This is a genomic window from Flammeovirga sp. SJP92 (assembly GCF_001583495.1).
Lineage (GTDB): Bacteria > Bacteroidota > Bacteroidia > Cytophagales > Flammeovirgaceae > Flammeovirga.
This window is the reverse complement of sequence record NZ_LQAQ01000107.1, coordinates 1-12,812: the sequence shown is the minus strand read 5'-3', so window position 1 is coordinate 12,812 and position 12,812 is coordinate 1. Positions and strand designations below refer to the sequence as shown.

The following is a 12,812-nucleotide window of genomic DNA, read 5'->3' as shown; positions in this document are numbered from 1 at the left end:
GATAAAATCGATCGATTTAAAGTAATGAGAAAGTTATTATTAAGTATTGTTCTGTGTATTTGCTCATTTGTAGTTAACGCACAGTCATTGAGAGAGTGGGTTGCTGATGGGCAATCAATTGTTGGACAGACTTACACTGAAAATGGCCATGAAATAACAATAGTAAAACTGTCTGTAACTGATTTTGATTTAGTTGTGGTTGAGTATATTTGGAACTTGTCAGAGATCGAAGCTAGAGCTATGAGTTCTCTCCTGAAGGGTAACTTAACTAAGGTTTGCGAGACATTTATGAAAGGAGGAAATCTCAATGATGTCATGTTGAAATATTACTTGGACGACGGTGTGATTGTAGCATACCATGATGGTAAAAAAAGTCGTGTGTCATATTTTATAAATAATGAAGAAATAAAATGGTAGAGTCACTTTCAAAAGATCTCTTTGTGTTTGATTTTGAGTATTTTGGCATTAGATTCTATATATCATCAACAGAGAACATAAATGATTATCTAGTAGACTTAGTATAGGCATTGGAGTCAATAGTGGACAGTAATTAAGTTCTTGGGGGAGTATCATCACCTTAGATAATTATAACTATTTCTGTGATTAGTTCATTTAGAGTATAGTCATATTAAACTACCCATAGTTTCCTTACGATCACTATAGGTATATCGACCCAAGCTGGGTGTTAAACCAAATATATTATTGAATCTGTAATTTAAGATTAAATTCTATTAAAAGTTTCATTCGCTTGTATACATAGATAGTTATTAATAATATATAAAATAGTAATATTTATGGTAGAGTGGCTCATAACCATTCCTGTTGCCTTTATTCGTTTTATCAAAAAAATCTAATAGCATGAAAATTATTATTACAATCATCACAATATCAGCAATCGTCTACTACTTTCATAGAAAATTAACTAGAGGTAAAGTTAGAAAGGAATACAATAGTAGCCATGAAGCTATTAACATTCTTGACACCATGCTTAAAGATATGTTACCCACTGCACCTGAAGATCTACAAAACTTTTACCATGATTACTGGGCCAAAACGTTTGTATCTTATAAAACCTGTGTGGATCGTGGTGACAGCCTAGAAAAGTTAACTGAATTCAATAGAATGATCGCTAGACATCTTGGTGAAATGATCGAAATGTTTGCATACGATAAAGAATTAACTCAAGCTCATAATAAAATGCTTAATAATGTCATTAACAATCAGTGATAATATACACGTTCCTTTTACAACATACCGTTATGGCAATATATTCACCATGTCAAAATAGTAAGGGAGTGTCTAATTAAACACTTAAAAAATTAATTACTGTTTAAATCGATCTTCGATAATAATTTTTCAAACTCATGTGTTCTCAACAATGATTTCATATGCTTGATACCATTCTGTATTCTTCCTTTAAGATTTTGAATTTGTTCTCTTCTATTTTCAATTTCTCTGAATCCCACTCCGAGATGTTCGTTACCATTTCCAATTTCTTGTTTAATGAAATTGTATTCACGTTCCAAAAGTTCTGTCTCCTTTCGATTAATTCGTTCTCTTTTTTCTCTAAGTTGATAATCTCCTTGTCTTGTTTTATCAATAAGTTTTGATATTTCTTTAGCTCTTCCAAGGGATTCTTGCCCTCCTCCAAATTTGTTTCTATATGACTCCAAATCTTTTTCCATTGCATCAATTGTTTTTCTAGATTCTGAATTTTCTGCTCTAATATTTTCGAACTGTTCAATACTTCTTGACAACTCTTCATCATTTCTTTTTGCTTGCTCTCCAACTCGTAGAAAGTCTGTAATTCTCTCTCCAACTGGCCCAAACTTATTGAGTTCTGACATAAGAAATCGATTCCTTTCTGATAAACTTTGTTCATCTTTTCCAGATTCTGAATATTCTCTTTCCTCTTGTCTATATTTTGCAATTGATTCTCTTCTTTCTTTAATTCTGAGATAGATGTTATGAATTCTTTTTCTCGCACTTCTAATCTCTCTATTATATTTTTCCTTCTCTTCAGGTTCTCGAATAATGATTTTTCTGATGCCTTTAACTCTTTGATTTTCATCTCTTCGAGCTTCTTCTGCATCTCTTCTTTTTTGATTGTATTTTTCGACCTCTCGATTAAGTTCCTCGACTCTATTTTTCTCGTCTCTAACAATGTCAGCTCTAAATCCGTATTCAGGGTCGTAACGTTCTCCGTTGATGACAATGCCTTTAAGAATTTCTTTTTCGATGTAATTTTCATTGGTTAGTATTTTTTTATCAGTTGTGTTATAGTCTTTTTCAATTAATAGTATATCCGCTTCTAGAATTGCTTTCCTTTTAACCTTATCTACTGGATGTGTTACGGCAAATTCAATTGCGATATAAGGTTTTGACTCTCCTTTTTTTACTACTGCCATATCAAACCTTACAGGCTTTCCCTTAATGTTATAGTAATATTCTTGTTTAATTTCTTCCTTATCAAATTCATAAAGTTCACCATAAATATCTAGACATTGTGTTCTCAATAATTCAAATTTCAGAGCTTTATGTAAAGGTGATTCGCTTTCACTCTCTTTATACCTATCATAGTATTGTGAATTCATAAAGGATTCTGTACAAGATATTGCAAAGTGAGTTCGAACACCCTTTTTAATTACCAGATGAAGAGGTATTGTTTTAAATTGATCTTTATAGTATTTAGTTTTAGTTATAGCTTCATCAGGATGAATTACATTCCCTTCTTCATCATAAGCATGCAAATGTTTTAATCCTTTATTAGATGTGTTTGCTTTAAATGTTGCAATTGCTTCACGATATTTATTGTTATCATCTAACAAGACTCTTGTCCATCCTTTTTCCTTAATTACAAATTCAATATCAATATTATTATTGATTAGAAATTCTGGTGTTAAGAGTCCACCTTTTAAAGCTTCTTCAAGGTCTTTAATTGCTTTATGCAACTTTATTTCTTCTTGCCTCTTATCTTCGATTAGTTGGACTTTTTTTTCAAAAGTTCTACGTCTTTCATTCTCCTGAAGATCACGACGAACCATTTCTCGTTGATGTTCTTCTTGCAGTTTTTGGCTTTCAAGGTTTTTTCTTTCTACAAAAAAGCTATAATACCTTTCCCTTTGTTTGTTCGAAAGGGTAGAGTCACTAATTAAAGCTTCAGCATTTTTGTATCTGTCAAATACCTCTTCTTTGGTTAGAAAATTTTCCATGATACAAATTGGTTAGGTAAAATATGTTGTTTAGTTAAGCTTGAAATGTGATGATTGGATAAAATTATAGTCTTTGTTTGTTCATTTTCAATCCATGGTCATACATTATAAACTTATCTTATAAAGATAAGGAGGTAGAACGTAATGTTGATAGGTTCTACTGGATTAATGAGAATATATCTGCTACTAGAACCTATTCAGGTTTATTTCTATCAAATAAGTTCTAATTCTATGATAGTATCTGTTATATTATGACAAGCTCTCTTAGATTGTATTTCTGAGTGGTAGGTTTTGATTTTCGAAACCTGAAATAGCTACGTTCCTTAATTGAGGTTAGAACAGTAAAAACAGCACCCTTGCCCACTTTTGGGTGGTTTTTAATCCTCAAGCTTTTTAATTGGAGCTACATGAGTCCTTATCTTTATTACTATTTCAAAATGTTGAACAGTGCTTAATTATTTGTCTAGTTTTTTATTGCAAATCCACACTCCCAATTTTAAGCATTAAGTTTTCTTTCGATATTAAATCTCTTATAAACTGTCTCGTTTAATGGATTTTACTAAACATATTTTTTATTGCTAGCTACTAATTATAATTTAGTTTCTTAGACATTGTTGGCACAACTCTAAAAGAACCTCCTCTTCCTTTGTAATAGATATATGTAAATCGTTCTTTTTCATATTTATCCCACACAAGATGTACTTCAATTTGTTTGCCCATATGACTGTAATAGTAGACTGGTCCCCAGCCATCAGTGTGAAACCACACGTTTTTCTTTACTGCTTGAGGTACACCAAATCGAGAAATAACATCATTGATTTGTGCTTCTTTCTTTAATGATCCATCGATATACTTCAGCTTAGCCCCATCAGAATGAATCGGAAATTTGTTGTATTCTTTATAGGAAAAATATCCAATAATTGTGATTAGAACTGCTGATAGAATTATTACAATTAACTTTTTCATAATAAAAATTTGTATGGATTGACTAGATATTATTTACTTCGATATCCACAGGTGTAAGTCTTCTAGTAGTTATATTACAATTCACATTACGCTCATTTGCTGACCCTTCATATAATTTCTTAAGATCGATATTAAAAGTATACAAATGATCAAAATCTGTATCTACAGGAGTTGGTAAAGTTATCTTTTTAATAGCTCCCGATGGTCGTGACCCGATAGTTCTATATCGTACTTCCATTCCAATAAGTTTTCCTTTTAATACTGCGTGTCTATGAGATGCCATATTATAAATAGTAATGAAGTCTAACATATCATCTGGTCCTGTGTCACGAATCCTAGAAACATCTGTAACCAATCCATCATTTCCATATCCCGACATATAATGTCTAAATCTTCCTGCATTACCTTCATAGACTAACTTCACATCAATTTCACAAATGAAATCAGATTTATCTACAAATCTCCCAATAGCTGTATTAGCTAAAACCTCAAGGCCAATATGGGCAATTGAATCAGGGAGTAGTTCAAATGATTTTTTTCCAATATATCGCCATGCTCCTTGCTCTGGATTACCATTATCTGCTTGTAGTACATATCTCCCAGGATCTTGCCTTGGTATTGACATATTTTCTTGTGTATTACCTCTCCAAACATAGTTTGTGCTACCATTGTCTTCATACTTAATTAATTGTATATTCACTCTAATCTGTGACAACTCATCTACGGTGTTCAATCTTATATTGGATTGTTGTGGATTAGGTTTTGGAGATACATTTTCTCTTTTTTCAGAGCATGAGAAAAATGATAAAACTACTACAATTGTAATTAATAAATTTTTCATTTGATTTTTTATTTTCTTGAGACATCTGATAACCACCATCCTAAAACTATTGGAGGGCACAAAATAAGTCCCATTAACATTGGTACCTTAATTACATCGTGGATGTTTTCAAATCTTTGCGGAGTCAATCCTAATACTCTAGCAAGTATTCCCACAGTTAGTGAAGATAAAGTGTACATTATTAATAGCATATTTGATTGATTATTTAGATTCTTGATAGTTTGGATCACAGTTGGCACAATCACCGTGTTGACCGGATATTGGTCAATTTGATTCTATATGCTTTTATGAAAAATTAGCCATCATATTCTCTCTATACATGTTAACGTAAGGTTGTACCTTCTTTTCAGAAAAAGATACAGATGTTATTTATGTTATTGACATAATTAACTTTTTCACAATTGAGAATTTATTTTGATTGGCAAATGATCACGTTTTGTCACCCTCAATTATAATAGTGTAATAATCATATTAAAACCCTATATAGTTTCAAAAAAACAATATCAAATTAATGGTGTCCGTTGAATACCTTATGGATTTACACAATCTAAATTCCAGAGATTTAAAGGTGGATTTAATGTTCTGAAATGAACATTCGTTGATATGTTTAAAATCTTTATTGATAAGTTTTCGAATTGGAGATACCTATTATTATAATGCCAGATGATAAATAGATACCTTGTTCAAAAGAATGAAAAGTTGTAGTTTTATTTACACAAAAAATAACATTAGATGAACCTAAATTCAATAGAAAGTCTTAAAAAAATATTTGCTTGATTGGGGTATTTCATATTAAAATAACCTATTTAAGGAATTTCAAAAAATTAAAAAACCCAACTCTAAAATAGAGGAGGGCTTAACTGCTTAACGATTCATATTCAATAATATAACATCAAGCACAATTATCAAAATCGTGCAATGTGTTATTTTAAAATTATTGAAAAAGTATCTCTGATATCTACATGTTTATTACTAGAAACAATCTCAAACTTCCATTTTTTCTTACCTAAAAACCACTTCCGTTCCCAATAAGAAATGATTTCAACAGGAGCCAAAACACTATATTCAATTTGAGCGGTCTTAGTCGAGTCCCATAGAACTGTAAGATCCAAAAATTTATCTTTGTGAGTAATAGCATTATAAACTTTTATCGTATCTACCCCTATTTTAATTACCGAATCTGTAATTGATAAATTCTCAATTCTTTCATTTACATTGAGAGAAATTTGATAAGCACTTTCTAAGTTTTGATATTTCTTGTTTAGATTTTCAAATTTTGAAAGCCATTGAAATTCCTTTTGATCATACATCTCTTTCATAGTATTTTTCGAAAGTTTCAGGGCTTCAATTTGATAGGTAAGATCCCCATTAATATTGGTATAGGTTTCTAACTTTTGCTCCTTCCCTTCTATCAGCTTTTCAAGTGCTTTAAACTTCTCTCTTTCTTCTTTTAGTTTATCTGCTTTATAAACAGAAAAACAAAGTAGTAATATGGAAAACAGAATGAGGATTGCTTCTAATCCATGAGCTTTAATTTTGGGCCAGATATATTGCTTAGCCTTCCTTATAATTGGTGTTATGAGTGACATCATTTGTTTGTTGATTTTGGGTTTTTAAAATTTATTTTCTTCTTTTTGACTTTTTAGGAGGAGATTCACCTACAATCTTTTTTTTATGAATATCATAATAGATCGTCTCCCCTTCTGAATATCTATTCTTCTCACAATAGGCTATCCCTGGAACATCACACTGAATGACACATTGGGCATCATATTCACTCATGGTTCCACCTCTTGCTGTTCCTGCTGTTGTAGATTGAAAAATAACCAGGAAGAAAGTGTTAGGATATTTTTTTCTTAAATAGTCAAAGTCATCCTGTTTTGTTCCTTTGATTTTTGAAAAGCTGTCAATAGCCACCACATCAAACTTTCTGGCCGCTTCTTCAAGATCTTTAATGCCATTGGGAGTATCTGAAACGATATAGGTATTTCTTTGAGCATGACTATCAAGGTGTTTATCTCTCATATTGGAAATAAGTTTACTATCTCCAGCCATTTCCAATGAAAAGAAACAAACACTATAACCTGCAATACCAAATGCATTCATAATTTGAAATAGAAGAGTCGATTTCCCTGCTCCTTTTTGGCCTCTAAGGACTAAAGCATATTCTTTCCTTTCTACATGTTCTAAGAAATCGCCTACAACTGTAGGTAATTGAATAAGACTTGTAGAAGGCCTTGTTTTATCAATGCGAATTGCTCCAAGAGAACCTACTTTCTTTTTATTTGTCTGAAGTGTGATCTTTCTGCTGGTTTTTCTTTTTTCTGCATTTTTTATTTCTAATTCAATTGCATCAATTGAACGGCTTCTGCTATTTTTCATCACTAATTTGTTTAAGTAGTTTATCCCAATTGATTTTATTTTTCTTCAAACCAAATAATACTCCCTGATTCTTGGCTGCATCCATTACTCTATTCTTAGTACCTGCAAAATTATTGAGTTTAGACTTTGCCACTGTTAATTTCTTATACCATTCCGAAAGCATATCTTTTGCTTGTTCGTCGGTAATACGACCTTCATTCACTGCCTGATAATACCTCGTAGATCTTTCTTTAATACCTTTTTCAATTTCGTTTACAGTATCTTTTAAAATCTGTAGCTCGTAATCAAAAGCTATTTCAACTTCTGATTTAGAAATACTTTTGGCAATGTTTAAAGGTTTATCAGGAAGGAATTTGCCAAACTCTGTATTCTTTTGAATGGCATCATGTAAGTACTTTAAAAACTTAGATTTTGCTTTAAACTGACCTGCTTTACTTCCATATCCTTTTTCAAACAACCATTTGGTTATTTCATTTTCATGTTGATTTGTGAGCTGAGGATGTTGAAGTCTTGATTCTCCTACCCAATCAGCAATAGTTCGTGCAATAGAGGCGTTCTCTTCACTTGATTTATCTAGGAGTTTTAATTGGTCAAGGGCAAAACCTTTAGGGTTCAACTGTGTGATATTCCAAATGAATTTCCAGTTCTTTCCTTCGGCACTTTTAAGTTCACTAAGCACTTCTTTTATACAATCATTTTGTCCCGCTAATTTCAATTCACAGGCTTTTAAGGATTGTCTGTAATAGTTCGCTCTTTCCAATTCTGTTTCCTTTGTTGAAAGTGTATTAGAAGTTAGTGCAAACTTGATCGCTTCTTTCTCAGTACCTTTAAACACTTTTGCCGGAATATTAAAAAAATCAGTATCGAATGATTTTATCTCCTTAAAAGCGGCAAGCCTTGAATGTCCTGATAAAACAAATAGCTTATTCTGTATCGGATCTTTCCATACTGTTATTGGGTCAAACTTCGCCCAATCAAATTTGCCATCATAAAAATCTTTGATGATTCTTTCTGCCGATTCTGAAGAATGTGAATCTACCCTATTTTGAAACCTCTTTCTCGAAGTATGAATTTCATTAATAGGGATATTTATTATCCTATTAAATGATTTATCACTATCATCAACTTTGATATTAGATTGATCCTCAGGTGTTAATTTTTCAACTTTATCTAAAAGTGAAAATATTGCTTTTGCTAACTTCGATTGACCTTCAGCCTTCAGTTTTTTTGCTTCTTCAAGCTTTGTAAGATCGACTTTCACTCTACCCTTACTTAATTCCAAGTTGAGATAAGGTTTCATGAGTAAAGTAATTTCACTTGAAGATTTTGGCATTTTTTCAACAGCAATTATCTTTTTCTCTTTATCATCAATAATGACCTTCTTTGATGTTGAAATAAGTTCAAATTCATGTGTATAATATGACTTACTTGGGAATGAATGCTTGTATTCTAATTCGACACCTTCTTTATTGAATAAATAGGCATTACTATTATTAAGCAAGTTCAGACTAAAAGCAATTCGAGCATTGGCAACCTTTTTCCCTTTGATGGTAATAACTGCATCAGTATCATAATTTAATCGTTTTGGTGCTTCATACTTAGCCCCTTTATCGACCCATTCCCTAACATCATCCAATAATTTTAAGTAATGATCCTCCTCTACCTTGTTAATAGTTGCATAATGGTTAGCATCATCTTTCATCCCTTTATAAGTATAGAGATAATTGAGCATTTTAGTCTTCAGATAGAGCACCTTTTCAGATTGCGGAGATTTATATTTACCATCAATATAAAAGTAGTAATGCACCTTATTTTCAAAGGTTGTCTTTTCGCTTTCCTTGTAGATATAAAATGATCCGTTGTATTCTTCTGCTATGATAAATCCTAACTTCTTAAAGGCATTTCTAAGTCCTACAACAGTTTTTTGAATCTTCTTTGACTCGATCTTATATAAAGCCTCAAAGATTTCAATCATCTCCTTTTTACCTTGCTTATTTCTTTTAACTCCATTGTCAAAAGTCTGTTTTATCGAATCTTTACGATCTTGGATATAATTTTTATAAACAATATCTCCCTTGAAGAATTTCTCCATTGTTACTTTATCCCTGTTTTGATAGTCGTACCAATGTTCAATAGTATGATCAAAACGAAGAGTAAATAACCTGGTCACAAACAGTTTTAAATAGTAAGAGGCTCCATTGTCAGACGTTAAAAATCTTTCATAATCACTAAGTAAAAAGTTGATAAATCCAGTTGGTGTTTTTATCTCCAGTAATTTTTTATCAGAGATACCATCAAGCCACATTTGGAGAACTTTTTCTCTTTCTTGTACGTCTTTTTCAAGTTCATCTAGCAGTTCATCATAATAGAACTCTGAACGTTTTTTCTTACTATATTTTATTATATCACGAATACGGTCAGTAATCGACTCTACAATATTTGCAAAAGGTTCTGATAAAGTCTGTTTATTTACATACCAAGTATTTGTAATTGGTGAAACAGGTTTTTCTTTATAAACAAGCTCACCACCTTCAGGGTACCACTGCTTTCTCATTAACTTTGTATGCTGTTCATCTATCTTTTTACCTATTGCAATTGACTTATCATAGAAATGCTTGAAATAAGGATCCTGAAACCTTGCTAACTCATGTAGTCTCTTTTCAACTACTCCCACCTCTTTAATCGTAAACCTTTTCCCTCTTTTGGGCTTTGGCAAAAGATCAATTAGCATTTTACGAGCCTTGCTTATTTTTTCTCTACCACTATCTGAAGAAGGTTGAGGGGTCACTTTTTTTGTAGTTGTTTTGGGTTTTGATTTCTTCTTGAATTGATGCTTATCATCACCATTGTAATTCTCGAGAAATGGCTTAATTACACATGCAAGTTTAGCATATGCCAATTGGCCTATATGATCCATTTTAATATCATGATGAAGTTTAGCATCAGCAATATTAAAGCTCACCACTTTTCCCTTTATCAAATGGAAGTGATAATTTAGCTCATCAACTTTTACTCTAAATTCTTTACCTTGATCAGTCCAACCAATAGAAATTGATGATTTCTCATTTATGGATTCAACATTCTTTAAATCGCTTTCATATTGTTTTTTATCTTTTTCATCCAATACTTCAAGTTCATTTAGGTCTGTGAATGTCTCTAATTCGGTATCTCCAATAATATAAGTTGCCGCCTTCTGAGCATTGCCAATTGCCCTGCTTACAAAATCCTTGTCTGTCTTGTAGTATTCACTCATCCAGCCCTTAATGTAGGCTGCTGAATTATCTTGTAAAGTATGGAACCATATACCAGTTATTGAGCATAGATATGACGCACAAAGTTCTGCAACTAATTCTTCCTCCGAATATGATTTTCCTTTTTTACCACCTATTGTACGTCCTGAAGGCCTTTCCTTCAAAGTGGTGTTAAGTCTTGACTTATGTTTTGTAGAGTGGCCTAATTCATGGAACAACACAGAATAATAGAAATGCTCGCTCTCAAAAGTTTCTTTGTGAGGCATGTTTACATAGTCATCACCAGGCATATAAAATGCTCCTGTACCACCATGTTTTAGAAGTGGTCTTTTTGGCATACCTTCTACTATTCTTTCCGCAAGCTCAACCTCCTTAAAATCAATTTGTTTTTTGATTTCAATTTTTGTTATGCTATGTCTTTTAAGGTCGATTCCTTCTGTATCCGAATAATTAAAAACTTTATAGAATTTAAGAGATACAAAAGCTAGATCCTTATCAATAGCTTGAAGCTCTCTAAACTTATCCCAGTCGATAATTTCTTTTGTGGTAGCATCTATAGCCGCCCAAAAGTAGACCGTTGAAGCTTTTGAACCTTTCTTGATTTTTCCTTTCAGTTTTTGGACCTGTTTAAAAGTCAACCACAAAGGGGTTTCACCTCCCCAAAGTGACATGTGATTGAGCATTCCTCGATAAGACTTCTTTGTGAACAGATTAATAGGTGACATAATAGCCTTACCTTTATAAGCATAACCAGTACCACTATCCTTCCAGCTTTTACGCCAGAATAACCCCTCCTTTTCTATTCGTTGGAATAAAATTTCTGTTACCTTATCATATGTTTTCTGTAAAAATTGAGGAATGCCCGAAAGTCCACATAATCCATCACCTACACCTGATACATTATAGACATAAGAACCAAGACCTTTGATTTCATGAGGGTTTAAGCAATCGCAACCATTTAATGAAGTAGATTCACTAATAAGTGAAATAGCATTACCACAAACATCTTTTTGAACTTTAGAAGTAGTTTTTTTAGAGACTGTAATCTCTTTATCTTTTTTCTTAACCTCATTGGGACGATCATCTGACTGCTTATTCAAATGAAGTTCAAACACTTTTGATGCAACTACAAATCCTTTGGACCTTTTCGTGAATTTGACACCATTCGCTTCAATTGACTTAATTTTATTACCTTTTCCTACAGTTATTTCAATTGGGAATTTTTTCTCATTAGACTCCAACAAGTCCGTTGTCAAAATAATTGAATTAAACGTCTTCTTTTTCAGATCAAAATGGAAGTCTCCTTTAAAACCTTTGACCAATCGAGCTAAATTATATTCCGTTTTAGATCGATAACCTTCTGAGTAATACTTCAGGAATATTTTAGAAAGGTAAGAGTTTGAAAAAACATCTCGTATGGCATCATTAATACGATAATTAGCAATTGCCATTCTTATGTCGGCAAAATTAAAACCATACGTTTTTACTTGTTTTGCCTTGATAAATGGATCAATATTCAATGTTAAAGCACCTCCAACTGATTCATCAAATTGTATTACTAATGAGAATTTATCCTTAGATACATGAATGAAATGTCTATAAGTTGCTTTGTCAGAATTCTGATTGTAAGAACTTCCGTTATATACTTTTTTGCCGTTAATGATCAAATCTAAAAAATCACGAGTAAGCTCTATCACTCTATCTTGGGAAGTTGCTCTTTGGGAAAGGGTACGGCTCATCCTATCAATATCTGTGCTTTTAATTCTTACTTTCACACCTTTGACATTGAATAATTCTATTACATGAACACCAGAATACTCTTTCTTTAAAGCCTTTAATTCCTCTTCAAATACTTTCTGCTCATTAACAGGCAATCTACCAAGTGAATCTTTTTTAGACCTTATCAGACCTATCAAAATATTGAACATAGTTGTTTTCAGGTTCGTTTTTTGAGTTAAATGTTTTTATCGTTTTGGTTATTTTACTACCAACCACTTCAATAGAAAATATTGAAGCAGTCTCATATTTATATTACTTTCCTCCGACCTTAGTAAGTTTCAATCCCTTCTTTTCCAGCTCATCAACAAAATTCTGCATCTTCTTTTTATAGAGACCTCTTCGATCATAATCATAAAAGAGATGTCCAGCCGCCGTACCAAA

General features: G+C 32.1%; 8 protein-coding genes. 2 read left to right on the top strand and 6 right to left on the bottom strand.

The window, feature by feature from the left end; all coding sequences use genetic code 11:
* Positions 1-24 precede the first annotated feature (24 nt).
* Positions 25-417, top strand: coding sequence for a hypothetical protein (locus AVL50_RS27655; protein ID WP_062620490.1), 393 nt, complete (start codon positions 25-27; stop codon positions 415-417).
* A gap of 441 nt (positions 418-858) precedes the next feature.
* The gene (locus tag AVL50_RS27650) at positions 859-1,227 is read left to right on the top strand and encodes a hypothetical protein (RefSeq protein ID WP_062620488.1); all 369 of its coding nucleotides are present in this window, start codon (positions 859-861) and stop codon (positions 1,225-1,227) included.
* A gap of 92 nt (positions 1,228-1,319) precedes the next feature.
* On the opposite strand, the gene AVL50_RS27645 is transcribed toward AVL50_RS27650, so the two are convergent.
* The 6 genes from AVL50_RS27645 to AVL50_RS27620 all read right to left on the bottom strand — a co-directional run bounded on the left by AVL50_RS27645 (position 1,320) and on the right by AVL50_RS27620 (position 12,580).
* Complete coding sequence (locus AVL50_RS27645) at positions 1,320-3,212, bottom strand: hypothetical protein (RefSeq protein WP_062620486.1); 1,893 nt, start codon at positions 3,210-3,212, stop codon at positions 1,320-1,322.
* A 585-nt stretch (positions 3,213-3,797) separates the two neighbouring features.
* A complete protein-coding gene (locus tag AVL50_RS27640) occupies positions 3,798-4,178 on the bottom strand; it encodes a hypothetical protein (RefSeq protein ID WP_062620484.1) in 381 nt (126 codons plus the stop codon).
* A gap of 22 nt (positions 4,179-4,200) precedes the next feature.
* Positions 4,201-5,019, bottom strand: coding sequence for a hypothetical protein (locus tag AVL50_RS27635; protein ID WP_157491621.1), 819 nt, complete (start codon positions 5,017-5,019; stop codon positions 4,201-4,203).
* 923 nt (positions 5,020-5,942) lie between these two features.
* Positions 5,943-6,611: a hypothetical protein gene (locus tag AVL50_RS27630; RefSeq protein WP_157491619.1), complete on the bottom strand. Its 669-nt coding sequence runs from the start codon at positions 6,609-6,611 to the stop codon at positions 5,943-5,945.
* A 28-nt stretch (positions 6,612-6,639) separates the two neighbouring features.
* A complete protein-coding gene (locus AVL50_RS27625; protein WP_062620478.1) occupies positions 6,640-7,401 on the bottom strand; it encodes a hypothetical protein in 762 nt (253 codons plus the stop codon).
* Positions 7,391-12,580, bottom strand: a complete 5,190-nt coding sequence (locus tag AVL50_RS27620; RefSeq protein WP_062620476.1) for a zincin-like metallopeptidase domain-containing protein — start codon at positions 12,578-12,580, stop codon at positions 7,391-7,393. The genes AVL50_RS27625 and AVL50_RS27620 overlap by 11 nt, the downstream gene beginning before the upstream one ends.
* Between the last annotated feature and the right edge of the window lie 232 nt (positions 12,581-12,812).

Bases quoted from the DNA above. Each gene is read 5' to 3' on its own strand.
- AVL50_RS27655 (WP_062620490.1), top strand. From the start codon at position 25: ATGAGAAAGTTATTATTAAGTATTGTTCTGTGTATTTGCTCATTTGTA.
- AVL50_RS27650 (WP_062620488.1), top strand. From the start codon at position 859: ATGAAAATTATTATTACAATCATCACAATATCAGCAATCGTCTACTAC.
- AVL50_RS27645 (WP_062620486.1), bottom strand. From the start codon at position 3,212: ATGGAAAATTTTCTAACCAAAGAAGAGGTATTTGACAGATACAAAAAT.
- AVL50_RS27640 (WP_062620484.1), bottom strand. From the start codon at position 4,178: ATGAAAAAGTTAATTGTAATAATTCTATCAGCAGTTCTAATCACAATT.
- AVL50_RS27635 (WP_157491621.1), bottom strand. From the start codon at position 5,019: ATGAAAAATTTATTAATTACAATTGTAGTAGTTTTATCATTTTTCTCA.
- AVL50_RS27630 (WP_157491619.1), bottom strand. From the start codon at position 6,611: ATGATGTCACTCATAACACCAATTATAAGGAAGGCTAAGCAATATATC.
- AVL50_RS27625 (WP_062620478.1), bottom strand. From the start codon at position 7,401: ATGAAAAATAGCAGAAGCCGTTCAATTGATGCAATTGAATTAGAAATA.
- AVL50_RS27620 (WP_062620476.1), bottom strand. From the start codon at position 12,580: ATGTTCAATATTTTGATAGGTCTGATAAGGTCTAAAAAAGATTCACTT.